This window comes from Pantoea sp. SM3 (assembly GCF_000963995.1).
Taxonomy (GTDB): domain Bacteria; phylum Pseudomonadota; class Gammaproteobacteria; order Enterobacterales; family Enterobacteriaceae; genus Pantoea; species Pantoea rwandensis_B.
Genome location: NZ_JZRD01000050.1, coordinates 1 through 24,904, shown reverse-complemented (window position 1 = coordinate 24,904; position 24,904 = coordinate 1). Strand labels below are relative to the sequence as shown.

The following is a 24,904-nucleotide window of genomic DNA, read 5'->3' as shown; positions in this document are numbered from 1 at the left end:
GCGTATGAGTGAACTGGCCCGCGTCTGTATTCATGTATTGAGTCAATATGTGGAATCACAATCCTTGCCCGACGAGGATCGTTACGTGTTTGCCTACACCATCACCATACGTAATCTGGGACGAAATAGCGTTCAACTGCATAGCCGCTACTGGCTTATCACCAATGGCAACGGTCGTGAGACTGAAGTTCAGGGGGAAGGTGTGGTTGGCGAGCAACCGCACATTGCCGCTGGCGGTGAGTATCAGTACACCAGCGGTGCGATTCTGGAAACCCCAATGGGCACCATGCAAGGTCACTATGTGATGATCGACGATGAAGGTGAAGAATTTCACGTCGACATTCCGGTGTTCCGACTCGCCGTGCAAACCCACATACATTAATCCCCCTCCGCCCGGCCTGTCCGGGCGGCGCGTTTTGATCGGACTGACGTAATGAGTACATACCTGATTGGCGATATTCACGGCTGTTATGACGAGCTACGTGCGCTGCTGGCGCAGGTTGATTTCGATCCGCAGCAAGACGAGCTTTGGCTCACCGGCGACTTAGTGGCGCGTGGCCCGGGTTCGCTGGATGTGCTGCGCTATGTGAAATCGCTGGGAGATTGCGTGCGACTGGTGCTCGGCAATCACGATCTGCATCTGCTGGCGGTTTATGCGGGCATCAGCCGTAACAAACCTAAAGATCGTCTGACGCCATTGTTAGAGGCGCACGACGCTGATGAACTGATCAACTGGTTACGTCGCCAGCCGCTGTTACAGGTAGATGAAGAGAAAAAGCTGTTGATGGCTCATGCGGGTATCACACCGCAGTGGGATCTCGACACGGCAAAACTCTGTGCGCGTGAAGTTGAAGCCGTGCTGGCCAGCGACACCTACCCGCTGTTCCTGGATGCAATGTACGGCGACATGCCGAACAACTGGACGCCGGAATTGAGCGGTTTGGCACGCCTGCGCTTCAGCACCAATGCTCTGACGCGTATGCGCTTCTGCTTCCCCAACGGTCAGCTGGATATGATCTGCAAAGAAGCCCCCAACTCTGCGCCACCGCCATTAAAACCCTGGTTCCTCGTTCCGGCCAAAATCGGCCTCGACTATACGCAGGTGTTTGGCCACTGGGCTTCGCTGGAAGGCAAAGGGACACCTGAACACATAATCGGACTGGATACCGGTTGCTGCTGGGGCGGAACGCTAACGCTGCTGCACTGGGAATCACAACGCTATTATGTGCAGGCCTCCAACCGCGAAAAGGCGATGGCAGAGAGTGCCGCCAGCGCACATCCGCCATTGAGCGACATGCATTAATAAATGCCCCGGCCAATTAACCATTGCCGCAGATCATAAACAAAAAGCCCCGCAAATTGAGCGGGGCTTTTTTTCTTTCGCCATAATCGATGGTGCTGAGATTTCCCGGTCGCCGAAATGGCGACACTACGACGATATGGCACAGTCTTCGTCAGGGGCACATTGACGCGCACCGGGATAAACATCAACGGCGATCTAAAATCTCAAAGCAGTAGCTGTGCGAGTTTTGTGCATCGGCGTCATGAAACTCGCTAAAGGTCGATTGCCACTCATCCGGCTCGTAATCCGGGAATTGGGTGTCACCTTCGACTTCGGCATCAATGTGTGTGAGATACAAACGATCGGCACGCGCCAGCATCTGTTCGTAAATGCGACCGCCACCGATCACCATGACCTCTTCCACGTCTCCCGCCGCTTTCACTGCTTCGTCCAGTGAAGTCACCCAGGTCACGCCGTCATGGGTGCCAGGCTGGCTGCTCACCACAATATTTAAACGTCCCGGTAGCGGGCGGCCGATTGATTCAAAGGTCAGACGCCCCATAATCACCGGCTTATTCAGCGTATTACGTTTGAACCACGCCAAATCAGCAGGCAGGTTCCATGGCATGGCGTTTTCCATACCAATAATGCGATCGGCTGCCAGTGCTGCGATCAGACTAATCATGTTAAAAGACCTACAGGAAAAAAATTGGCGCCATCATACGTAAAGGCGAAAGTTTCGTCGATAGGCCGCCCCCGCTATTTGCGTAAAGCTCCTATGCGACCGCATTTTTGTTATTGGACAGAGTTTTACACCGACTTTCCCACCATACATGGAAATAGACGCCAGATTAGTCCAGCTGAACGCTACAACTCAGGGCGAAATGAGGCTTTGACGTGATGGAGTGTAAAGAAAACCGCACTGTCTGCGACAAAGAAAAACGGCTCCCGCAGGAGCCGTTGTCACTTTGATTAGAAATCGTAGCGCAGACGCACCAGGTTCATGTTACCCAGTGATTTGTCGGTGCTTGAGGTGATCACGTATTCGTAGTCCACCTGGAAGCCGTAATCCAGTTTAGTGCTGATACCGACACCATTGTCGATACGTTTGTAGTTACGTCCATTGACGAACTCCAGACGGTCGCCCATGAAGTATGGCTGGATCGATTTAACCGCATACTGATCGATAGCGAATTTGTAGCCCGCGAAGTATTCAACGCCCCACGCATCATCTGCGAAGTAGTTGTTGACGTTCTTCACTGTAGTTGGGGAGAAGTTCTGATACCAACCCGCACCGGCAGACAACGTCCAGTTATCAGGTTTCCAGCTCAGCGCGGTACCGTAGATGTTCTGGTCGTAGTCTTTGCTTTCACCGTTGCCTGGATTATGGATATCTGCACGGGTGTAGTTCCATGCCGTGCCCCATGCCAGATCTTTGGTGATGTGATAGTTCACGCCCAGTGAGCCGCCGCCTTTACGCTTGTAACGCAGGCCATTACCCGGCAGGTAGTCGTTATCTTCAAACAGGTATGAAGCATAAACATCGACGTCGCCGAAGGTGTTTTTGTACTTCAGCATCTTACGTGAACGGTATGAACCGTCGTAATCGCCGTTGATACCATTGCCCGGTGCCTGAGCCAGCATGTCGTAGTCCCAGATATCGGTCTTCGCGCCAACCACATCATAGTAAACGCTGTTCTGCTGACCAAAGGTCAACTGACCCCAGGTTTTGCTTTTCAGACCGGTATACAGCTGGCGGCGCGTGGTGTTGTTCTGGCCATCGGCATAGTGGTGATCCCAACCCCACCAGGCCGGGAAGTTCACGCCCAGCTCGTAGTAGCTGACCCAGCTGATGTCATCAAACAGGTAGTAATCAGCGGAGAAACGGAAACGTGAACCGCCATCGTAGCCGTTACGTTTATACGATTGGTCACTGACACCAGCCTGATGCTGGAACTGAGGACGAATACTGCCGCCGACTTTGAAATCAAGACGACTAAGTGGATCGCCCGCCTGCGGATCCTGCTTCAGCAGGGTAATTTCCGCCTGGCTGGCGAGAGGCGCAGCAACTAATAACGCAGCCACTGCGCTGAGGGTGAAAGCACGCATTTTCATTTTTATATCCCAGTTAAGGTGAGCGCTCTATTGATGAGCGCTCAAGATAGTACGGTGCGCTTACCGGGATCGTATTTATAAATTTGTGCGGATAATCCGAGGTGTAACCGTTACCGCATCAACTGATAAAAACTATGTCAAATCAATAGATTTTTCACACATAACCTTATTCAACTAATGATAAACAGGCGAAAAAAACGGCTCCCGCAGGAGCCGTTTTCAGTCGGTCAACTTATTGATTAACCTTTGATTTGCGCATGCATTTCCTGCACTGAAATCACTTTCTCAGTCGGGTCGGCATTCAACGCCATCGCCGTAGCAAATCCACCGTTCAGCGTGGTGTCATAATGCACTTTATATTGCAGCGCACTGCGGCGAATCAGTTTGGAATCTTCAATCGCCTGACGACCCGCGGTGGTATTGACGATGTAGGTGTACTCACCATTCTTCAGACGGTCCTGAATGTGTGGACGACCTTCATGCACCTTGTTAACCAGACGCGGGTTGATACCGGCTTCACCCAGCACCACAGCGGTACCGTGTGTGGCATCTAACTCGAAGCCAAACTTCTGCAGCTTCGCCGCCAGGTCGACGATACGTTTCTTATCGCCTTCGCGCACTGACAGTAACGCACGACCGGTTTTCTTCATGTTGCTCTGCGCACCCAGCATCGCTTTGGCAAATGCCTCAGCGAAGGTACGGCCGACACCCATCACTTCACCGGTAGAACGCATCTCTGGGCCAAGAATCGGGTCAACACCCGGGAACTTGTTGAACGGCAGCACCACTTCTTTCACCGAATAATACGGTGGAATGATTTCTTTCGTGACGCCCTGCTCAGCCAGGGTTTTCCCGGCCATCACGCGCGCAGCCACTTTCGCTAAAGGTACGCCGGTCGCTTTAGACACGAATGGCACGGTACGCGCCGCACGTGGGTTCACCTCAATCAGGTAAACCTCGTTGTCCTTCACTGCGAACTGCACGTTCATCAAACCGCGTACGTTCAGCTCGAAAGCCAGTTTCTCGACCTGTTGACGCATCACGTTCTGGATTTCAGTGCTCAGCGTATAAGCCGGCAGTGAACAGGCGGAGTCACCGGAGTGAACACCGGCTTGCTCGATGTGCTCCATGATGCCACCAATCAGCACACGTTCACCGTCGCAAATCGCATCCACGTCGACTTCCACTGCATCATCCAGGAAGCGGTCCAGCAGTACCGGTGCATCGTTGGAAACAGAAACCGCGGTCTGGAAGTAACGCTTCAGGTCGATTTCATCATAAACGATTTCCATCGCACGGCCGCCCAGCACATAAGAAGGACGCACCACCAACGGATAACCGATACCTGCGGCTTTCTCGACGGCTTGCTCCAGCGTAGCCACGGTGGCGTTAGCCGGCTGCTTCAGGCTCAGGCGATCAACCGCCTGCTGGAAGCGCTCACGATCTTCAGCGCGGTCAATCGCATCTGGGCTGGTCCCAATCACGGGCACGCCTGCCGCTTCCAGCGCACGAGCCAGCTTCAGCGGGGTCTGGCCGCCGTACTGCACGATGACGCCTTTAGGCTTCTCGATGCGCACGATTTCCAGCACGTCTTCCAACGTCACCGGTTCGAAGTACAAGCGGTCAGAGGTGTCGTAGTCGGTTGAAACGGTTTCTGGGTTACAGTTCACCATAATGGTTTCGTAACCGTCTTCGCGCAGCGCCAGCGCCGCATGCACGCAGCAGTAATCGAACTCGATACCCTGACCGATACGGTTTGGACCACCGCCCAAAATCATGATTTTGTCACGATCCTGGTTTGGATTCGCTTCGCACTCTTCTTCATAAGTGGAGTACATATAAGCGGTATCGGTGGAGAATTCAGCCGCACAGGTGTCTACGCGTTTGTAGACTGGGTGCAGGTTGAACTGCTGACGCAGTTTGCGAATTTCGCTCTCCGCCACGCCCGCCAGGTTTGCCAGACGCACGTCAGCAAAGCCTTTGCGCTTCAGTGCACGCAGGAAATCGGCGTTCAGTGAGTTAACACCTTCACGCGCAACCTGCTCTTCCAGGCGCACCAGCTCTTCGATTTGCACCAGGAACCAGCGGTCAATGTTGGTCAGGTTGAACACGCCATCCACCGACATACCGGCACGGAACGCATCGGCGATGTACCAGATACGGTCAGAACCGGCATCTTTCAGCTCACGGCGGATGCGAGTCAGCGCTTCGGCATCATCCAGATCCACTTTCGGGTCGAAGCCGTTTGCACCGACTTCCAGACCGCGCAGCGCTTTCTGCATTGATTCCTGGAAGGTGCGGCCAATTGCCATCACTTCACCCACAGATTTCATCTGCGTGGTCAGGCGGTCATTGGCGCCAGCGAACTTCTCGAAGTTGAAGCGAGGAATCTTGGTCACAACGTAGTCGATTGACGGCTCAAACGACGCCGGAGTACGACCGCCGGTGATGTCATTCATCAGCTCATCAAGGGTGAAGCCCACCGCCAGTTTCGCGGCGACTTTTGCAATCGGGAAACCGGTGGCTTTGGAGGCCAGCGCTGACGAGCGCGACACACGCGGGTTCATCTCGATAACAACCAGACGACCATCTTTCGGGTTGACTGAGAACTGGACGTTAGAACCGCCGGTTTCAACACCGATTTCACGCAGTACCGCCAGCGAGGCGTTACGCATGATTTGGTATTCTTTATCCGTCAGGGTTTGCGCCGGTGCCACGGTGATCGAGTCACCGGTGTGGATACCCATCGCATCGAAGTTTTCGATTGAACAGACGATGATGCAGTTGTCGTTTTTATCACGCACCACTTCCATCTCGTACTCTTTCCAGCCAATCAGCGACTCATCAATCAGCAGCTCATTGGTAGGGGACAGATCCAGGCCACGCTCGCAAATCTCTTCGAACTCTTCGCGGTTGTAAGCGATACCGCCACCCGTCCCGCCCATGGTGAAGGAAGGACGAATGATGCACGGGAAGCCCACATCTTCAGCCACGGCCAGTGCTTCTTCCATGGTATGCGCGATACCAGAGCGAGCAGTACCCAGACCGATACTTTTCATCGCTACATCAAAGCGGCGGCGGTCTTCGGCTTTATCGATGGCGTCTGCGGTCGCACCAATCATGGTGACACCAAACTCTGCCAGTACACCCTGACGTTCCAGTTCCAGCGCGCAGTTCAGCGCTGTCTGGCCGCCCATGGTCGGCAGAACCGCATCCGGGCGCTCTTTTTCGATGATCTTACGCACCACTTCCCAGTGAATCGGCTCGATATAGGTCGCATCGGCCATTTCCGGGTCGGTCATAATGGTAGCCGGGTTGGAGTTCACCAGAATGACGCGGTAACCCTCTTCACGCAGCGCTTTACACGCCTGTGCACCGGAGTAGTCAAATTCACATGCCTGGCCGATAACGATCGGGCCAGCGCCAAGGATCAGGATGGATTTTATGTCTGTACGTTTTGGCATCGTGGGCTCCTGATTACTTCGCGTTAGAACGGTAAGCTTCGATCAGTTCGATAAAGTGATCGAACAGCGGCGCCGCATCGTGCGGGCCTGGGCTCGCTTCAGGGTGTCCCTGGAAGCTGAAGGCCGGTTTATCTGTGCGGTGAATACCTTGTACCGTCTGGTCGAACAGCGACACATGCGTGACACGCAGATTCTCTGGCAACTGGCTGTCATCAACCGCAAAACCGTGGTTCTGCGCGGTAATCATCACCACATTGTTGTCGAGATCTTTGACCGGATGGTTGCCGCCGTGGTGGCCGAGTTTCATCTTGATGGTTTTCGCACCGCTTGCCAGTGCCAGCAGCTGATGGCCAAGGCAGATACCGAACACCGGAATATCGGTTTTCAGGAACGCCTGAATTGCATTAATGGCGTAGTCACACGGCTCCGGGTCACCAGGACCGTTCGACAGGAAGATGCCATCTGGATTCAGTGCCAGCACCTCTTCTGCGCTGGTTTTGGCCGGGACAACCGTCAAGCGGCAGCCACGATCCACCAGCATACGGAGGATGTTGCGCTTAGCGCCGAAGTCGTAGGCGACAACGTGGAACGGCAGCTCTGCAGCCGTTTTCTGCTCAGGCAAATCCCCTTCCAGGGTCCAGCTCCCCTGCTGCCACGCGTAAGTTTCTGCGGTGGTCACTTCTTTTGCCAGATCCATTCCTTTCAAGCCCGGGAACGCCTGCGCCTTTTGCAGCGCCAGTGCCGCATCTGGATTATCACCCGCAATAATGCAGCCACTCTGTGCGCCCTTCTCACGCAGCAAACGCGTCAGTTTGCGCGTATCAATGTCGGCGATACCGACAATGTTATTGCGCTGCAAGTAAGCTGACAGGCTTTCTTCACTGCGGAAGTTGCTGGTGATCAGCGGCAGGTCGCGAATAACGAGGCCTTGAGCATGGATTTGGCTGGATTCTTCATCGGCGGCATTAACGCCAACATTGCCGATATGGGGATAAGTGAGGGTAACGATTTGGCGGGAATAGGAAGGATCAGTGAGGATTTCTTGATAACCAGTCATTGACGTGTTGAAAACGACTTCCCCCACTGCCGACCCCGTTGCCCCGATGGCCCGACCGTGGAATTGGGTTCCGTCTTCCAGAACCAAGAGCGCTGACTTAATCAAAACATCCTCCAGGGAATAAACAGTCACAATATTTGCATATTAATTCAAAATGCATGCCCGAATCAATGCAAAATCCGCCTGAATACTCGAATTTTGGCAAATTGCGCGCATTCTAATGATCGACCTTCAGCTTGTCTACCCTGAGTGGCTATTTTTTTGTATTTTTAAGGCTGTTGAATGTTAAAAAGCGAGAAAGGCGATAAAAGAGTGAGATAAGTGAGGAAAATAAACGGTTACTAAGCGGCAATAATCGCAAATACGTGCTACCACGCATAAATTTTTGACCAAATGGTCAAAAATCGCATCTTACTGACTTCTTAATAGACATAAAGCTTGTAAAATGGCCATCACAAGACAAAACAACAACCAAGCCATCATTTTAATAAGTAAAATAAAGGGCAATGATCACATTGCCCTATTCAATCATTATCTTACCGATTGAAATAACCACATCACGATGGTTCACAACACTCACAACATCGATAAATCCAGCACATCTCGCATATCATAGAGGCCAGATTTCTTGTTCTTCAACCAACTTGCCGCCTTAACTGCGCCATTAGCAAAGGTCATGCGGCTGGAAGCCTTATGGGTAATCTCTACACGCTCGCCAATATCAGCAAACATCGCGGTATGCTCACCGACGATATCGCCCGCACGCACGGTCGCGAAACCGATGGTCTGTGCTTTACGCTCGCCGGTATGGCCTTCGCGGGCGTAGACCGCGTGCTCGTCTAAATTCCAGTTCATCGCATCGGCAATGGCTTCGCCCATCGCTAACGCTGTACCTGATGGTGCATCAACTTTATGACGGTGATGCGCTTCCACGATTTCAATATCAGCATAGTCACCCATCACTTTGGCCGCTTGCTGCAGCAGATTCAGCACCAGGTTCACTCCAACACTAAAGTTAGCGGCAAACACAATGCCAATTTCTTCCGCAGCAGCGCGAATCGCTTCTTTGCCCGCTTCATCGAAACCCGTGGTGCCGATCACCATCGCTTTTTGATGCTCACGGCAGAACGCCAGATATTCCAGCGTGCCTTCCGGGCGAGTAAAGTCGATTAGCACATCAAAATCATGGACGACTTTCAGCAAATCATCGGTAACGGTAATACCGGTTTTACCGATACCAGCCAGTTCACCTGCGTCAGCGCCCAGCAGTGAAGAACCGCTGCGTGCCAGTGCTGCGCCTAACGCGACACCTTCCGCTTGCTGCACGGCCTGAATTAAATTGCGTCCCATGCGGCCCGGCGCACCAACGATAGCAATGCGGATATCACTCATAATTATTCATTCCTGATACAAATCTATGCATGCAAAGCGTAAACAGGTTAACGGTCAGATAACAGTCACGCCACAATAAAAAAGGGATAATAAGAATTTTATGCCAGCCGCCAAACATTATCAGTAAAAGCAATCCCACCTGCTGGAAGTGGTCTTTTTGGCGACGACAGATAAAGAAAAGGCCGAACGATGTCGGCCTGATTCTGTTTCGGTAGCAAACGCTTACTGGACGTTGCGCACTTCGACACGCAACTCTTTCGGCACTTCAAACACAATGTTCTCTTCGCGGCCAATCAGCTCAATCGCGGCTTCGCCGCCATACTCTTTCAAGCGCTGAATCACCTGCTGCACCAGAATATCCGGTGCCGAGGCGCCCGCCGTCACACCGATGATCTGCTTGCCTTTAACCCACTCTTCCTGAATGTCATCCGCTGAATCGATCAGCTTCGCCAGTTTCCCCGCACGCTGTGCCAGTTCGGCCAGACGGTTGGAGTTAGAGGAGTTTTTCGAGCCAACCACCAGCACCACTTCCGCATCACGCGCCAGAACACGCACGGCTTCCTGGCGGTTAGTGGTGGCGTAACAGATATCATCTTTGCGTGGGCCAATAATTGCCGGGAAGCGCTGACGCAGTGCATCAATCACATCTGACGTATCATCAACCGATAAGGTTGTCTGCGTCATGAAGCACAGATTGCCTTCGTCCTTAACGCTCAGCTTGAACACATCCTCCGGTGACTCCACCAAATACATGCCACCGTTGGGGTTGTTATACTGCCCCATGGTGCCTTCCACTTCAGGGTGTCCGGCATGACCAATCAGAATGGCTTCCACACCTTTACGGCTGGCGCGCGCCACTTCCATATGTACCTTGGTCACCAGCGGACAAGTGGCGTCAAACAGCATAGTGAGATTGCGCGCCTTCGCTTCCGCCCGCACCGCCTGAGAAACGCCGTGAGCGGAGAAGATCAGGATGGCATCGTCCGGCACTTCGCTGATCTCTTCAATGAAGATCGCTCCCCGATCGCGCAAGCTACTTACCACGTAGCGGTTATGTACCACTTCGTGACGCACGTAGATCGGTGCACCGTACATCTCCAGCGCGCGCTCCACAATACTGATGGCGCGATCCACGCCTGCACAGAAACCGCGAGGGTTAGCTAACAGGATTTGCATCGCTGGCCTCCAGCACCGGATCAATCTCCAGCACTTCAATTTCAAACTGAATGCGCTGGCCGGCCAACGGATGGTTAAAATCAACGGTGATAGAGTCACCGGAAATTTCACGGATCACACCCGGCATCTCGCTGCCACCTCTGCCGCTGAACAGCATGATGGAACCGACTTCAGGTTCGCCAGCATCTTTAAAGTCACGGCGCGAAAAGTACTGAACCAGGTCCGGACTGGTGCCACCAAAGGCATCTTCCGGTGCCAGCGTAAAGGCATGCTTATCGCCGACTTTACGTCCTAACAGTTCCTGTTCCAATGCACCCGACAAGCTGCCATCTCCCAGACGGAACAGCGCTGGTTTGCCGTTGGCGCGTGTGGATTCCGCTGTTGAGCCATCTTCCAGCTTCAGCGTGAAATGCACCAGCAACGCGCTATCGCGCTGTACGGACTCAGTCATTTGTTACCCTTTCTCTTTGACCTGTTTGTCTTTCGGCGTGAGGAATCCTTCCAGCACCACCAAGGCCGCACCAATACAGATGCCGCAGTCAGCGATGTTGAAGGTGGCAAAATGCCAGTCACCAACGTAGAAGTCGATGAAATCCACCACGAAGCCGTGATATGCACGGTCAAACAGGTTACCCAACGCCCCGCCGATAATCAGCGCGTAGGCAATATTGGTTAATTTGTTACTTGCACGGTTGCGATACATCATCACCACCAGCGCGACCACAATCGCAATCGCGATGCCGGCAAAGAACCAACGCTGCCAGCCACCTTTATCCGCCAGGAAGCTGAACGCCGCGCCATAGTTGTGCGCGTAGAACAGATTCAGGAACGGTATCAGCGGCTGTGTTTCATGCAGCATCATGTTGTTCATGATCCACTGCTTGCTGGCGAAATCGACCACGATCACCACCAGCACCAGCCACAACCAGCGCAATCCGGTAGAGCAGAGTTTACTCATCAGGCAAATTTCCGCACTTCACCGTTGCCGGCTACGTTGGTGTAACAACGTCCACAGACCGCAGCATGCTCCGGATTCTGGCCAACGTCAGTAGTGTAATGCCAGCAACGCGGACATTTCTCGCCTTCTGCTTTATGCAGGGCGATTTTCAGACCTTTCAGTACTTCGCTCTGCTGCGCTTCATCGCTGGCAGTGGCGTAGTCCGCCACCGTTGCGCCGGAAGTCAGCAAGACAAAACGCAACTCATCGCCCAGCGCCTGCAGTTTAGCGGCCAGTTCAGCATCCGCGTAAAGCGTTACTGTGGCTTCCAGTGCGCCACCGATACGTTTATCGCTGCGCGCTTGCTCGATCACTTTGTTGACTTCGCCGCGCACTTTCAGCAGCTCATCCCAGTAGGCGTCGTTCAGTGCTTCGTTATCCGCCAGACCAAACAGGCCTTCATACCACTCTTCAGTGAATACGTATTTAGCACGTTCACCCGGCAGGTAGCCCCAGATTTCATCAGCAGTGAAGGACATGATTGGCGCCATCCAGCGCACCAGCGCTTCAACGATGTGCCACAGCGCGGTCTGGCAACTGCGACGCGCGAGGCTGTCACCTTTCGCGGTGTACTGACGATCTTTGATCACATCAAGATAGAACGAGCCCATTTCGATGGAGCAGAAGTGCATCAGACGCTGCACCACTTCATGGAAATCGTAGTTCTCGTATGACTGGACGATGTCTTGCTGTGCAGCCAGCGCACGGCCAACCGCCCAGCGATCGACCACCACCATCTCTTCGGGTTTCACGCAATCGGTCGCCGGGTTGAAGCCCGCGAGGTTTGCCAGCAGGAAGCGCGCGGTGTTACGGATACGGCGATAACTGTCAGCGGCACGCTTCAGGATCTCATCGGACACCGCCATTTCACCGGAGTAATCGGTTGAGGCGACCCACAGACGCAAGATATCCGCGCCCAGTTTGTCCATCACATCCTGCGGAGCCACGGTATTGCCGATGGATTTCGACATCTTGCGGCCCTGACCGTCCACGGTGAAACCGTGCGTCAGTACCTGACGATAAGGCGCTTTGCCTTTCATCGCCGTCGAGATCATCAGCGAAGACATGAACCAGCCACGATGCTGATCTGAACCTTCCAGATACATATCCGGCGCATGGCCGCCAAATTCTGGGCGCGCATCGACCACGGAGTAGCTGGTTGAGCCTGAATCGAACCACACATCCAGCGTATCCGGTACTTTGACATAGTGATCAGCGTCGTCGCCCATCAGATCGCGCGGATCGAGATCCCACCATGCCTGAATGCCATCCTGCTCTACGCACTTCGCGACTTTTTCCATCAGCTCCAGCGTATCCGGATGCAGCTGCTCGGTCTCTTTGTGCACGAACAGCGCCATCGGCACGCCCCAGGTACGCTGACGTGAGATACACCAGTCTGGACGGTTCGCCACCATCGCTTCGATACGCGCCTGGCCCCAATCCGGGATCCATTGCACGCCTTTAATCTCTTTCAGCGACTGCGCACGCAGGCCTTTCTGATCCATGCTGATGAACCACTGAGGGGTAGCACGGAAGATGATCGGGGTTTTGTGGCGCCAGCAGTGCGGATAGCTATGCAGCAGTTTTTCAACGTGCAGCAGTGCGCCTTTCTCTTTCAGCAGCTCAACGATCATGTCGTTGGCTTTAAACACGTTTACGCCGTCCAGCGTTGGATAGGTGCCTGGCAGGTACGCGCCATCTGGACCGACAGGGTTAGCGGTTTCCAGACCGTATTTCTGGCCGATCACATAGTCATCCGGGCCGTGTCCAGGTGCGGTATGCACTGCACCGGTACCCGCTTCCAGCGTAACGTGCTCGCCCAATACGACTTTCGACTGGATCTGCTCAAGGAACGGGTGCTGGAACAGTTGCAACTCAAGTGCTGAACCGTTGCATTCGCCCAGGACCGTCCACTCAGCGATGCCCGCGCGCTTCATCACGCTCTCAACCATCTCTTTGGCGAGGATCAAGCTGCGGCCTTCAATCTGCAGCAACTGGTATTCGAACTCAGGATGCAGGGAGATACCGCGGTTAGCAGGCATGGTCCACGGGGTGGTAGTCCAGATCACCAGAGAAACCGGGCCTTCAGAGGCTGCAACGCCAAACTTAGCGCGTACCGCATCAGCATCAACGGCGTTAAACATCACGTCGATAGAAGGGGAGGTTTTGTCGTAGTACTCCACTTCCGCTTCAGCCAGTGCTGAACGGCAATCCATGCACCAGTGCACCGGTTTGGCGCCTTTGTGCAGGTGGCCGTTGCCAATAATTTTACTCAGCGCACGAATGATGTTGGCTTCAGTTTTGAAGTCCATAGTCAGGTACGGACGATCCCAGTCACCCAGTACGCCCAAACGGATAAAGTCTTTCTTCTGGCCTTCAACCTGCTCAGCAGCATAGTTACGGCAGGCGGCACGGAATTCCGCAGCGGAGACTTTCTCGCCCGGTTTACCGATCATCTGCTCAACTTTGTGCTCAATCGGCAAGCCGTGGCAGTCCCAACCGGGTACATATGGCGAGTCGTATCCCGCCATGCCTTTCGACTTAACGATAATGTCTTTCAGAATCTTGTTAACGGAGTGACCAATATGAATGCTGCCGTTCGCGTACGGAGGGCCATCATGCAAAATAAAGGTTTTTTTCCCTTTTTTGGCTTCGCGGATGATGCCGTACAGGTTGTCATCAGTCCAACGTTGCAGCATTCCCGGTTCGCGTTTGGCCAGATCGCCACGCATCGGGAACCCCGTTTCCGGCAAATTCAGGGTAGATTTATAGTCACTCATCAGATTCTCGGTTCCGTATTTCGGTCATTAAGCCGGTGCGTTAAGCCCAAAAAATTGGCGGGCCGTCACCACATCTTTCGCAATTTGTTCTTTCAACGCGTCCAGCGAAGCGAAACGCTGTTCGTCGCGAATCTTTTGTTTCAGCACCACCTCAATGTGGTGGCCATAAAGATTCATATGTGTGTCAAGCAGGTGAACTTCAAGCTGCTGACGCAGACCTTTTACCGTCGGACGTGTGCCAATGTTGGCCACGCCAGCGATAGGCTTGTCGCCCAGGCCTAACACTTCTACCGCAAACACCCCTTTCACCGGCGTTACTGTGCGGCGTAATGGAATGTTAGCGGTGGGGAAACCAATGGTGCGCCCCAGTGCATCACCGTGCACGACGCGCCCTGAAATGCTGAATGGATGGCCCAGCAGCGCTTCCGCCTGCGCAAAATCATCCTGTGCCAGTGCCTGACGTACCGCCGTGCTGCTGATACGCGCACCGCCATCACAATAGGTCTGGGTGCTGATGACGTCGAAGTCATACTCGACACCGGCTTTCTGTAATAACAGGAAATCCCCCTGGCGACCAGCGCCAAAGCGGAAATCATCACCCACTGCGAGAAACTTCACGTTGAGTTTATCGACCAGCAGTTCAGCGATAAAACTTTGTGCGGAGTGTGCCGCAAAACGGCGATCAAAGCGGACGCAGAGCACCGCATCAACACCCGCCTGTTCGAGATACTTCAGCTTCTCGCGCAAACGCGTCAGGCGTGCCGGGGCTTTGTCACCGGCAAACAATTCAAGTGGTTGCGGTTCAAACAGCATCACCACCACCGGCAGATTGCGTTGACGTCCTTCAGCAATCAACTCCGCCATCAATGCCTGGTGGCCGCGATGTACGCCGTCAAAATTGCCAATGGTCAGGACGCAGCCGCGATGCTGCTCTTTCAGATTATAAATACCGCGGATAAACTTCATGGCTGACTCAAACCGGTGGAAATCGGCGGATTATACCCTTGAATGGCCTTCAGGTTAACCCGTCTGCGTGCCTTTCCTGCGTATGGTGCAGCTTAATGCGCACGCAACCCATTGCTCAGGCAGGTAATGAAGATTTTTAATGCGAAATACTGTATTCAGCGACGTGTTGCTGGTAGAATCCTGCGCCATCAATTACGTAATCAAGCGCCGTTGCTAAAACGACGCTTATTTGCACAAATCCATTGACAAAAGAAGGCGCAAAAGGCATAGTCCTCGGCCTTTGATTTGTCCATATAGATCACATTTGGGAGTTGGACCTTGGCTAATATCAAATCAGCTAAGAAACGCGCCGTAACATCTGAGAAACGTCGCAAGCATAACGCAAGCAACCGTTCAATGATGCGTACTTTCATCAAGAAAGTATACGCGGCTATCGCAACAGGCGACAAAGCTGCTGCGCAGAACGCATTCAACGAAATGCAACCAATCGTGGACCGTCAGGCTGCTAAAGGTCTGATCCACAAAAACAAAGCTGCACGCCATAAAGCAAACCTGGCTGCACAGATCACCAAACTGGCTTAATCGCCTGTTAGGTTATCGCTTTGTCGAAAGAACCGGCGCTTAGCCGGTTTTTTTATGCCTGCGATTTATGCTCTTCCCGTAAAGCCTTTTCCAGATGCGCATGAATGCGCACCCGACGACACCTTGTAAGGTCACCATTTATGGCGACCACAAGTTACCGTTTCTTAACGCAACTTCACTCGCAACAGTGTATAGCCAATCACTGCTGACAGTAGCGATCCACTCAGAATTCCCAGTTTCGAGAATGTCACCAGCTGCTCATGCGCGGCATCGAAGGCCAGCGAGCTGATAAATATCGACATGGTGAAGCCAATACCACAAAGCACACCTATCGCCATGATATCGCGAATGGTGGTACCGCCTGGCAACACTGCCAGCCGCCATTTCACCGCCAGCCAGCAGAACAGCGTGATGCCCAACGGCTTCCCAATCAGCAGCCCCAGAATGATGCCCAGCGGCTCTGGTGACAGCACATCGCCGAAGGTAATGCCACTCAGTGAAATCCCGGCATTAGCGAAGGCAAACAGCGGCAGGATCAGCCAGTTCACCCAAGGCATCAGACCGTGTGCCAGGTGCTCCGCAGGTGAATGCCCTTCTTTCTCTTCTAATGGCACAAAGAAACCGACCACTACGCCTGCCAACGTGGCATGCACGCCTGATTTCAGCACCGCCGTCCACAATACGATGCCCACTAACATATACACCGCGATGTTGCGTACACCACAGCGATTAAGGATAGCCAGCACAACAATTGCGCCTGCTGCCACGCTGAGCGACAGCACGGAAAGATCGCTGGTGTAGAACAGCGCAATAATCACGATAGCGCCGAGATCATCGATGATCGCCAGTGCCATCAAAAATACTTTCAACGCCGTTGGCACTCGGCTGCCCAGCAGTGCCAGCACGCCAAGCGCAAAGGCAATGTCGGTGGCGGTGGGGATCGCCCAACCGTTGCGTGCAATCGGATCGCCATGGTTAAAGAACAGGAAGATCAGTGCGGGCGCGACCATACCGCCCAGCGCCGCAATCACCGGGAAGATAGCCCGGTCACGGCTTGCCAGTTCGCCAGTAATCAACTCACGCTTCACTTCCAGGCCTATTACCAGGAAAAACAGCGCCATCATGGCATCGTTAATCCACAGCAACAGGTTTTTGCTGATATCCAGCGCACCAAAGCGAATCTGTACCGGTTCGGCGAGGAAAGATTGATAGCCACCGGCGGTAGACGGATTGTTGGCGAGAATCATCGCAGCGACCGCTGCCAGAATTAGCACGATACCGGTACTGGCATCGCTCTCAATGAAGCTCTTCAGTAAGCTTCGAAGACTACGGGGTTTGTTCACAACTCCTCCTGAGTAGGGACATGTCGCCCGGTAGTTTAGCGGCGGAATCATCTGGTTAAAAGCAGCTTATGGCTCGTTCATCGCAGGATAAAGCCCTACAAGTTAGCCTAGACCCTAGCCGGACCTTTCACTGCGCTTATTTTGATGACACCACAGGCGAACATAGCACAGAGATGAGGTGCACAATTAAAATCCTGCCTTGTGGCATTACAGCCATAAAAAAAGCGGAGAGTCGCCTCTCCGCTTTAGGGTGAACCACTGACCCGATTAGCGGGTCAGATCGTCAAAGAACTTTTTCACACCGTCGAAGAAGCTTTTGGAGCGCGGGCTGTTTTTCTCACCCGTTGGGCCACCAAAGCTCTCTTCCAGCTCACGCAACAGCGCTTTCTGTTTGTCATTGAGGCTAACTGGGGTTTCCACCACCACACGACACAGCAGATCGCCCACCGCGCCACCGCGCACTGACTTCACGCCTTTACCGCGCATGCGGAACAGCTTGCCGGTTTGCGTTTCAGACGGCACTTTCAACTTCACGCGACCATCAAGGGTAGGCACTTCGATCTCGCCACCCAATGCCGCCATCGCGAAGTTGATCGGCACTTCACAGTACAGGTTGTTATCTTCACGCTCGAAGATCGGGTGTTTTTTCACCGAGACCTGAACGTACAGATCGCCCGCTGGCGCACCGTGTTCACCCGCTTCACCTTCGCCGCTCAGACGAATGCGATCGCCGGTATCCACGCCTGCCGGGATTTTCACCGACAAGGTTTTCTGGCGTTCAACGCGGCCATGACCATGACAGGCATTGCACGGATCTTTGATCACCGAGCCACGACCGTGACAGGTCGGACACGCCTGCTGTACGGTAAAGAAGCCCTGACGCATCTGCACCTGGCCTGCACCGTGACAGGTCGAACAGGTTTGCGGCTGAGTACCCGCTTTCGCCCCGCTACCGTGGCAGACATCACACTCTTCCAGGGTTGGAATGCGGATCTCTTTGGTCACGCCGCGTACCGCTTCTTCCAGCGACAGCTCCATGTTGTAGCGTAAATCGGCGCCACGGGCAGCACGCTGACGGCGTCCACCACCAAAAATATCGCCAAATACGTCGCCAAAGATATCGCTGAAGTCAGCACCGCCGCCGCCAAAGCCGCCGCCACCGAATCCACCACCGCCCATGCCACCCTGTTCGAAGGCTGCATGGCCGTACTGGTCATAGGCCGCACGCTTTTGCGCATCGGTCAGGACTTCGTAGGCTTCTTTAATCTCTTTAAACTTAGCTTCGGCTTCTTTATTGTCCGGGTTACGGTCCGGATGGTATTTCATCGCCAGGCGCTTGTAAGCCTTTTTGATTTCACGCTCATCTGCGGATTTAGAGACGCCTAAGATCTCGTAAAAATCACTCTTAGCCATTTTGTTCTGCCCTTAACATGATCGCACGGGCGTGGAGAGATCTCCTACGCCCGTGCTGGTTTCAACGGCTGTCAGGCCAGCCGTCGCGCCCGGTCAGGGGCAATTATTTTTTATCTTTAACTTCTTCGAATTCAGCGTCGACAACATCGTCATCTTTCTTCGCTGAAGCGTCGCCAGCATCTGCTGCGCCCGCCTGGCCTTGCTGCTGCGCCAGTTCCATCAGTTTGCCAGACACTTCCATCAGAGCCTGCATTTTGGCTTCGATTTCTGCTTTATCTTCGCCTTTCAGCGCGGTGTTCAGCTCGGTCAGCGCAGACTCAATCGGTGCTTTGTCTTCAGCAGACAGTTTGTCACCGGCTTCATCCAACTGCTTACGGGTGCTGTGCGCAATCTGGTCACCCTGGTTACGTGTCTGTACCAGTTCTTCGAACTTACGGTCAGACTCGGCATTCGCTTCTGCGTCACGCACCATTTTTTCAATCTCTTCTTCGTTCAGACCTGAAGAAGCTTTGATGGTGATCTTCTGCTCTTTACCGCTGTTCTTGTCCTTCGCAGACACGTGCAGGATACCATCGGCATCGATATCGAAGGTCACTTCGATCTGCGGCATACCGCGCGGTGCAGCCTGGATACCGTCGAGGTTGAACTGGCCCAGAGATTTGTTATCACCTGAACGCTTACGCTCACCCTGCAGCACGTGAATGGTCACGGCAGACTGGTTATCTTCAGCGGTTGAGAACACCTGGCTGTGCTTGGTTGGGATGGTGGTGTTCTTGCTGATCAGCGCAGTCATCACGCCACCCATGGTTTCGATACCCAGCGACAGCGGGGTTACGTCCAGCAGCAGAACGTCCTTCACTTCACCAGCCAGCACACCGCCCTGAACCGCAGCACCTACAGCAACCGCTTCATCCGGGTTCACGTCTTTACGTGGCTCTTTACCAAAGAACTCAGTGACTTTGGCCTGAACCATTGGCATACGGGTCTGACCACCAACGAGGATAACGTCGTTGATATCAGAAACAGACAGACCTGCATCTTGCAGCGCAACTTTCAGTGGCTCGATAGAACGGGTCACCAGATCTTCCACCAGTGATTCCAGCTTCGCACGGGTCACTTTGATGTTCAGGTGCTTAGGACCGGTTGCATCTGCAGTGATATACGGCAGGTTAACGTCGGTCTGCTGCGCTGAAGACAGTTCAATCTTCGCTTTTTCAGCCGCTTCTTTCAGACGCTGCATCGCCAGCGGATCGTTATGCAGATCGATACCCTGGTCTTTCTTGAATTCAGCAACTAAGTAGTTGATCAGACGGCTGTCGAAGTCTTCACCACCGAGGTGAGTATCACCGTTGGTCGCCAGCACTTCGAAGGTTTTCTCGCCATCAACTTCATCGATCTCGATGATAGAGATATCGAAAGTACCGCCGCCCAGGTCATATACCGCGATAGTGCGGTTGCCCTGACCTTTGTCCAGACCGTAAGCCAGTGCAGCTGCGGTAGGTTCGTTGATGATACGTTTTACGTCCAGACCCGCGATACGGCCGGCATCTTTGGTTGCCTGACGCTGTGCATCGTTGAAGTAAGCTGGAACAGTGATAACCGCTTCGGTTACCGCTTCACCGAGGAAATCTTCCGCGGTTTTCTTCATCTTTTTCAGCACTTCAGCAGAGATCTGCGGTGGTGCCATTTTCTGGTCTTTCACGTTCAACCATGCGTCACCGTTATCAGAACCGATGATTTTGTACGGCATGATTTTGATATCACGCTGCACTTCTTCGTCCTGGAAACGACGGCCAATCAGGCGCTTGATCGCGAACAGGGTGTTCTGCGGGTTAGTCACCGCCTGACGTTTAGCCGGCTGACCGACCAGAGTTTCGCCATCTTGTGTATATGCAATGATTGACGGTGTGGTGCGATCGCCTTCGGCGTTTTCAAGCACACGTGCTTTACCACCATCCATAACCGCAACACATGAGTTGGTTGTACCCAAGTCAATACCAATAATCTTACCCATCTAAACGTCTCCCACTTAAATTCTTTGTCAATTAGCGTTGTTAGCAGATGTGCGGTCAAACTGACCCTTTTCAACTGCTGTGACAGGCTTTTTTTGCTGCCTGCCATCACTCGATGACAACTAAATGGGGCCGCTTCAGAGCGCATCAAGGGTTAAAACTAAAATATTTTTAAAAAAATGCGGAAAAGAAAAAGGCGCTTACGCGCCTTGAGTTAAACATTTACCTGATTGAGCAGCGTCGATCGCTGTTTTTCGCTCTGAAGCCAGAGGCCGACCAGCAAACCAATCAACGCCAGCGCCAACACATACCAGGCAGGTGCCATCGGCGTGAGTTGCATCATTAGCGTCACGCTAATGGGTGTCAGACCGCCGAAAATCGCATAGGCCACATTGTATGAGAAGGAGATGCCGGTGAAACGCACCGCCGCCGGGAACGCTTTAACCATCACAAAAGGCACCACACCCACCACGCCAACGCTCAATCCCGCCAGTCCATACCAGACAAACAGCATCTCCGGCGCACCTCCCAGTTGGTGGAAGAAGTTCCAGCTGAAGATGGCCAGCAGTATGGAGCCACCAATCAACGTACGGGCCGCACCGAAGCGATCCACAACCCAGCCCGCGATGACGCAGCCGATCAGCAACATAACGGTGGCGACGCTGTTGGCCTGCAGACTCAATGCTGCGGGGATGCCATGCTGTTTCTGCATCAGCGTGGGCGCCATCAGAATCACCACCACGATGCAGGCCGAGAGCAACCAGGTCAGCAGCATCGAAATCACAATGCCGCGCTTATGGCTGGCAAGGATGGTTTGCAGCGGCAGCTTGTCAGACAGCGCTTTACGCTGCTGCATCTGCTTAAACACCGGCGTTTCATGCAGCCAGCGGCGCAGATACATCGCCAGCAAGCCGAATAAGCCACCGAGGAAGAACGGAATGCGCCAGCCGTGATCGCGAATCGCTGCCGGTGAAAGCGTGGTGTTCAGCACCGTCGCCACCAGCGAACCCAGCAAAATGCCCGCGGTTAAACCCGCTGTCAGCGTGCCACAGGCAAAACCGATGCGTTTTTCCGGCACATGTTCAGCCACGAAGACCCACGCACCCGGCACCTCGCCACCAATCGCGGCGCCCTGCAGCACGCGCATCAGCAGCATCAAAATCGGCGCTGCGATGCCAATGCTGGCATAAGTCGGCAGTGCGCCCATTGCCAGCGTGGGTAACGCCATTAACAGAATGCTCAGACTAAACATTTTCTTGCGCCCAACTTTGTCACCAAAGTGCGCCATGATGATGCCGCCCAGCGGACGTGCCAGATAACCTGCGGCGAAAATCGCGAAGGTCTGTACCTGACGCAACCACTCTGGGATATCCGGTGGGAAAAATAGCTCGCCAATTACGGCGGCGAAGAAAACGAAGATGATGAAGTCGTAGAATTCCAGCGCCCCGCCGAGGGCGGCCAGCGACAGGGTTTTATAATCCTGGCCGTTAAGACGGCGCGTTGTATGTGCTTCCATAGTCGTGCGGTATCCAGAGACAAAGTCAGTGTGGTTGTAAAGCTGGAGTTACTATACCGTCAATATTTCGCCACACCAGTATCGCTGAATTTTATGCCTGAAAACGGCGATTTTCAGACGTTTGTCTCACGCCTTGCACTTTTAGGACGAAATGCTGCTACCACTTCGGGATCGGTTTCCACGTAGGGCCCTTCCAGCAACTGTAAACAATAAGGTACAGCAGCAAAAATACCCGGCACTTTCACTGCACCATCTTCTGCTTTCAGCCCTTCCAGCGTTTCTTTGATGGATTTGGGCTGACCCGGCAGATTGAGGATCAGCGACTGTTTGCGGATCACCCCCACCTGACGCGAAAGGATCGCAGTCGGCACAAACTGCAGGCTGATTTGACGCATTTGTTCGCCAAAACCCGGCATCTCACGATCGGCGACTGCCAGGGTAGCATCGGGCGTAACATCGCGGCGCGCAGGGCCGGTTCCGCCGGTGGTCAGTACCAGATTGCAGAACAGTTCATCGACCAGTTCACAGATCGCCTGTTCAATCATCGGCTGCTCATCGGGTACTAAACGGGTTTCGATTTCAAACGGGGTAGTCAGCGCGGCGGCGAGCCAGCTTTCCAGCGCCGGAATGCCTTGATCCTGATAAATGCCATTAGCAGCACGATCGGAAACGGAAATTAATCCAATACGCAAAGTATCCATTGAGTTATCGCTGTGGTTGACCGCAAGGCGGCAAATAAAGAGGGATGCAAAGAGGATAATACAAAGCGGAGTCGAGGGAAAAGCGTAAAACCGTGGCGACAGCTGCCGCCACGGTAAATCACCTTACAGCAGTTCGGCGATCATCTTCTCAAGTTTGCCCTGATCGATGGCAAAGTTGCGGATACCTTCAGCCAGTTTGGTCACGGCCATTGGATCCTGGTTGTGCTGCCAGAAGAACTCAGCTTCGGTCATCTTCGCAGGGCGCGCTTTGACTTCACCGGTATAGCTCAGCTTGCGCTCAACCGCACCTTCGCTCTCTGCCAGCTCTTTCAGCAGGCCCGGAGAGATGGTCAGACGGTCACAGCCGGCCAGTTCGATGATTTCACCGATGTTACGGAAGCTGGCACCCATTACCACAGTTTCATAACCGTGCTGTTTGTAATAGTTGTAGATTTCCGCCACCGACACCACGCCTGGATCTTCATGCGCAGCGTACTCTTTCTTATCGGTGTTCTGCTTGTACCAGTCGAGGATACGGCCTACGAATGGCGAGATCAGGAACACGCCTGCTTCCGCACATGCACGCGCCTGCGCGAAGGAGAACAGCAGAGTCAGGTTACAGTTGATGCTTTCTTTTTCCAGCTGCTCAGCAGCACGGATGCCCTGCCAGGTTGAAGCCAGTTTGATCAGGATACGGTCGTTGCTGATGCCCGCATCGTTGTACAGCTTGATCAGGCTACGTGCCTTCGCGATGCTCGCTTCGGTGTCGTAGGAGAGACGTGCGTCAACTTCGGTAGAGATACGGCCTGGGATCAGTTTCAGAATTTCCAGACCAATGTTGACGGCCAGCTTGTCAGAAACCAGTGCCAGCTGCTCTTCTTTGTTGCTGCTCTGCTGACGTGCCCAGGTAATGGCTTCGTCAATCAGTTTGCGGTATTCAGGGATTTGAGCGGCGTTGAGGATCAAAGAAGGGTTGGTGGTCGCATCTTGCGGCTGATAAAGCTTCATCGCCGCGATATCACCGGTGTCGGCGACCACAGTAGTCAGCTGACGCAAGGAAGTAAGTTTGTCCGTCATGGTTCTCTTTCTCTTAGGTTGACTGTCAGGGTGTAAAAGGCTGTTGGGATAATATCACGCACAATTCAGTGCGCAACATCACGAAGTGCCTCATTACGATAGCGCTAACAAATGGGAGCGATTTGCCGATCCGTGCAGCTTTTTTGCTACACTCGTCGCAACTTAATTCCGATCAATCCCCTGTTAACAGGCGGGTCAACAAGGACAAACACGATGCTGATGGTTATCTCGCCAGCGAAGACACTGGATTTTGAAAGCCCGCTGGCGACACAGCGCTTTACGCAGTCAACACTGTTAGAAAAATCACAACAGCTGATCGATGTTGCGCGCGATCTTTCACCGGCGCAGATCAGTTCACTGATGGGCATCAGCGATAAACTGGCACATCTGAATGCCGAACGCTTCAACCAGTGGCAGCCGCCCTTCACGCTCGACAATGCCCGACAGGCAATTCTGGCGTTTAAAGGCGACGTGTACACCGGTTTGCAGGCTGAGACGTTCAGTGATGCAGATTTCGATTTTGCCCAGCAGCACCTGCGCATGCTGTCCGGTTTATACGGCGTGCTGCGTCCGCTGGATTTGATGCAGCCTTACCGCCTGGAAATGGGCATCAAGCTGGCCAACCCGGCGGCAAAAGATCTCTACGGTTTCTGGGGCGATTTACTGACGCAGAAGCTGAATGACGCGATGGCCGAGCAAGGCGATGAGGTGCTGATTAACCTGGCGTCCGATGAGTACTTCAAAGCGGTGAAACCGAAGCAACTGAACGGTGAGTTGATCAAGCCGGTGTTCCTCGATGAGAAGAACGGCAAGTTTAAAGTGATCAGTTTTTACGCCAAGAAAGCGCGTGGCCTGATGAGCCGCTATGTGATTCAGAACCGCCTGAGCAAGCCCGAGCAGCTGAAACAGTTTGATGTCGATGGCTACTTCTTTGCGGCTGACGAGAGTAAGGGTAACGAGCTGGTGTTTAAGCGCCGCGAGCAGAAATAAAAAAAGGTCGCCAACAGGGCGTAATGCCGATCAGTTAAGAC

At 53.6% G+C, this 24,904-nt stretch carries 20 protein-coding genes; 4 read left to right on the top strand and 16 right to left on the bottom strand.

The window, feature by feature from the left end; all coding sequences use genetic code 11:
- Window positions 1-4: 4 nt before the first annotated feature.
- Both apaG and apaH read left to right on the top strand, forming a co-directional pair.
- Window positions 5-382, top strand: a complete 378-nt coding sequence (gene apaG / locus VI01_RS22690; protein ID WP_034826077.1) for a Co2+/Mg2+ efflux protein ApaG — start codon at window positions 5-7, stop codon at window positions 380-382.
- Window positions 383-433: 51 nt separating this feature from the next.
- Complete coding sequence (gene apaH, locus VI01_RS22685) at window positions 434-1,303, top strand: bis(5'-nucleosyl)-tetraphosphatase (symmetrical) ApaH (RefSeq protein WP_045816728.1); 870 nt, start codon at window positions 434-436, stop codon at window positions 1,301-1,303.
- 184 nt (window positions 1,304-1,487) lie between these two features.
- Here the strand turns inward: apaH and folA are convergent, their stop codons facing one another.
- The 10 genes from folA to ribF all read right to left on the bottom strand — a co-directional run bounded on the left by folA (window position 1,488) and on the right by ribF (window position 15,229).
- Window positions 1,488-1,967, bottom strand: coding sequence for a type 3 dihydrofolate reductase (gene folA / locus VI01_RS22680; protein WP_038649129.1), 480 nt, complete (start codon window positions 1,965-1,967; stop codon window positions 1,488-1,490).
- 287 nt (window positions 1,968-2,254) lie between these two features.
- Complete coding sequence (locus VI01_RS22675; RefSeq protein ID WP_045816727.1) at window positions 2,255-3,397, bottom strand: porin; 1,143 nt, start codon at window positions 3,395-3,397, stop codon at window positions 2,255-2,257.
- A gap of 239 nt (window positions 3,398-3,636) precedes the next feature.
- A complete protein-coding gene (gene carB / locus VI01_RS22670; protein WP_038649136.1) occupies window positions 3,637-6,861 on the bottom strand; it encodes a carbamoyl-phosphate synthase large subunit in 3,225 nt (1,074 codons plus the stop codon).
- 13 nt (window positions 6,862-6,874) lie between these two features.
- A complete protein-coding gene (gene carA, locus VI01_RS22665) occupies window positions 6,875-8,023 on the bottom strand; it encodes a glutamine-hydrolyzing carbamoyl-phosphate synthase small subunit (RefSeq protein ID WP_045816726.1) in 1,149 nt (382 codons plus the stop codon).
- Between the two features lie 471 nt (window positions 8,024-8,494).
- Window positions 8,495-9,310, bottom strand: a complete 816-nt coding sequence (dapB, locus tag VI01_RS22660; RefSeq protein ID WP_045816725.1) for a 4-hydroxy-tetrahydrodipicolinate reductase — start codon at window positions 9,308-9,310, stop codon at window positions 8,495-8,497.
- Window positions 9,311-9,532: 222 nt separating this feature from the next.
- A complete protein-coding gene (gene ispH / locus VI01_RS22655) occupies window positions 9,533-10,486 on the bottom strand; it encodes a 4-hydroxy-3-methylbut-2-enyl diphosphate reductase (RefSeq protein WP_034826097.1) in 954 nt (317 codons plus the stop codon).
- On the bottom strand, window positions 10,467-10,937 hold the full coding sequence (fkpB, locus tag VI01_RS22650) for an FKBP-type peptidyl-prolyl cis-trans isomerase (protein ID WP_034826099.1): 471 nt from the start codon (window positions 10,935-10,937) through the stop codon (window positions 10,467-10,469). The genes ispH and fkpB overlap by 20 nt, the downstream gene beginning before the upstream one ends.
- A 3-nt stretch (window positions 10,938-10,940) precedes the next feature.
- On the bottom strand, window positions 10,941-11,444 hold the full coding sequence (lspA, locus tag VI01_RS22645) for a signal peptidase II (RefSeq protein WP_038649144.1): 504 nt from the start codon (window positions 11,442-11,444) through the stop codon (window positions 10,941-10,943).
- Complete coding sequence (gene ileS / locus VI01_RS22640; protein ID WP_045816724.1) at window positions 11,444-14,263, bottom strand: isoleucine--tRNA ligase; 2,820 nt, start codon at window positions 14,261-14,263, stop codon at window positions 11,444-11,446. Before ileS ends, lspA begins: the two co-directional genes overlap by 1 nt.
- A 27-nt stretch (window positions 14,264-14,290) precedes the next feature.
- Window positions 14,291-15,229: a bifunctional riboflavin kinase/FAD synthetase gene (gene ribF / locus VI01_RS22635; protein ID WP_045816723.1), complete on the bottom strand. Its 939-nt coding sequence runs from the start codon at window positions 15,227-15,229 to the stop codon at window positions 14,291-14,293.
- A gap of 318 nt (window positions 15,230-15,547) precedes the next feature.
- On the opposite strand from ribF, the gene rpsT reads away from it, so the two are divergent.
- The gene (gene rpsT / locus VI01_RS22630) at window positions 15,548-15,811 is read left to right on the top strand and encodes a 30S ribosomal protein S20 (protein WP_034826107.1); all 264 of its coding nucleotides are present in this window, start codon (window positions 15,548-15,550) and stop codon (window positions 15,809-15,811) included.
- Window positions 15,812-15,975: 164 nt separating this feature from the next.
- On the opposite strand, the gene nhaA is transcribed toward rpsT, so the two are convergent.
- The 6 genes from nhaA to tal all read right to left on the bottom strand — a co-directional run bounded on the left by nhaA (window position 15,976) and on the right by tal (window position 23,873).
- Window positions 15,976-17,154 carry a Na+/H+ antiporter NhaA gene (gene nhaA / locus VI01_RS22625; RefSeq protein WP_038649150.1) on the bottom strand — a complete coding sequence of 393 codons (1,179 nt, stop codon included), beginning with the start codon at window positions 17,152-17,154 and terminating at the stop codon, window positions 15,976-15,978.
- A 267-nt stretch (window positions 17,155-17,421) separates the two neighbouring features.
- Complete coding sequence (gene dnaJ / locus VI01_RS22620; protein WP_034826114.1) at window positions 17,422-18,567, bottom strand: molecular chaperone DnaJ; 1,146 nt, start codon at window positions 18,565-18,567, stop codon at window positions 17,422-17,424.
- Between the two features lie 103 nt (window positions 18,568-18,670).
- A complete protein-coding gene (gene dnaK, locus VI01_RS22615) occupies window positions 18,671-20,581 on the bottom strand; it encodes a molecular chaperone DnaK (RefSeq protein ID WP_045816722.1) in 1,911 nt (636 codons plus the stop codon).
- A gap of 212 nt (window positions 20,582-20,793) precedes the next feature.
- Window positions 20,794-22,095, bottom strand: a complete 1,302-nt coding sequence (locus VI01_RS22610) for an MFS transporter (protein WP_045816721.1) — start codon at window positions 22,093-22,095, stop codon at window positions 20,794-20,796.
- Between the two features lie 113 nt (window positions 22,096-22,208).
- Complete coding sequence (gene mog, locus VI01_RS22605; RefSeq protein WP_038649159.1) at window positions 22,209-22,796, bottom strand: molybdopterin adenylyltransferase; 588 nt, start codon at window positions 22,794-22,796, stop codon at window positions 22,209-22,211.
- 123 nt (window positions 22,797-22,919) lie between these two features.
- The gene (gene tal, locus VI01_RS22600) at window positions 22,920-23,873 is read right to left on the bottom strand and encodes a transaldolase (protein WP_045816720.1); all 954 of its coding nucleotides are present in this window, start codon (window positions 23,871-23,873) and stop codon (window positions 22,920-22,922) included.
- Between the two features lie 213 nt (window positions 23,874-24,086).
- On the opposite strand from tal, the gene yaaA reads away from it, so the two are divergent.
- Window positions 24,087-24,863: a peroxide stress protein YaaA gene (gene yaaA, locus VI01_RS22595; RefSeq protein WP_045816719.1), complete on the top strand. Its 777-nt coding sequence runs from the start codon at window positions 24,087-24,089 to the stop codon at window positions 24,861-24,863.
- Window positions 24,864-24,904: the final 41 nt, after the last annotated feature.

What these genes read in the sequence shown, in the direction of transcription:
- apaG (WP_034826077.1), top strand. Translation starts at nt 5, where the DNA reads ATGAGTGAACTGGCCCGCGTCTGTATTCATGTATTGAGTCAATATGTG.
- apaH (WP_045816728.1), top strand. Translation starts at nt 434, where the DNA reads ATGAGTACATACCTGATTGGCGATATTCACGGCTGTTATGACGAGCTA.
- folA (WP_038649129.1), bottom strand. Translation starts at nt 1,967, where the DNA reads ATGATTAGTCTGATCGCAGCACTGGCAGCCGATCGCATTATTGGTATG.
- VI01_RS22675 (WP_045816727.1), bottom strand. Translation starts at nt 3,397, where the DNA reads ATGAAAATGCGTGCTTTCACCCTCAGCGCAGTGGCTGCGTTATTAGTT.
- carB (WP_038649136.1), bottom strand. Translation starts at nt 6,861, where the DNA reads ATGCCAAAACGTACAGACATAAAATCCATCCTGATCCTTGGCGCTGGC.
- dapB (WP_045816725.1), bottom strand. Translation starts at nt 9,310, where the DNA reads ATGAGTGATATCCGCATTGCTATCGTTGGTGCGCCGGGCCGCATGGGA.
- ispH (WP_034826097.1), bottom strand. Translation starts at nt 10,486, where the DNA reads ATGCAAATCCTGTTAGCTAACCCTCGCGGTTTCTGTGCAGGCGTGGAT.
- fkpB (WP_034826099.1), bottom strand. Translation starts at nt 10,937, where the DNA reads ATGACTGAGTCCGTACAGCGCGATAGCGCGTTGCTGGTGCATTTCACG.
- lspA (WP_038649144.1), bottom strand. Translation starts at nt 11,444, where the DNA reads ATGAGTAAACTCTGCTCTACCGGATTGCGCTGGTTGTGGCTGGTGCTG.
- ileS (WP_045816724.1), bottom strand. Translation starts at nt 14,263, where the DNA reads ATGAGTGACTATAAATCTACCCTGAATTTGCCGGAAACGGGGTTCCCG.
- ribF (WP_045816723.1), bottom strand. Translation starts at nt 15,229, where the DNA reads ATGAAGTTTATCCGCGGTATTTATAATCTGAAAGAGCAGCATCGCGGC.
- dnaJ (WP_034826114.1), bottom strand. Translation starts at nt 18,567, where the DNA reads ATGGCTAAGAGTGATTTTTACGAGATCTTAGGCGTCTCTAAATCCGCA.
- dnaK (WP_045816722.1), bottom strand. Translation starts at nt 20,581, where the DNA reads ATGGGTAAGATTATTGGTATTGACTTGGGTACAACCAACTCATGTGTT.
- VI01_RS22610 (WP_045816721.1), bottom strand. Translation starts at nt 22,095, where the DNA reads ATGGAAGCACATACAACGCGCCGTCTTAACGGCCAGGATTATAAAACC.
- mog (WP_038649159.1), bottom strand. Translation starts at nt 22,796, where the DNA reads ATGGATACTTTGCGTATTGGATTAATTTCCGTTTCCGATCGTGCTGCT.
- tal (WP_045816720.1), bottom strand. Translation starts at nt 23,873, where the DNA reads ATGACGGACAAACTTACTTCCTTGCGTCAGCTGACTACTGTGGTCGCC.
- yaaA (WP_045816719.1), top strand. Translation starts at nt 24,087, where the DNA reads ATGCTGATGGTTATCTCGCCAGCGAAGACACTGGATTTTGAAAGCCCG.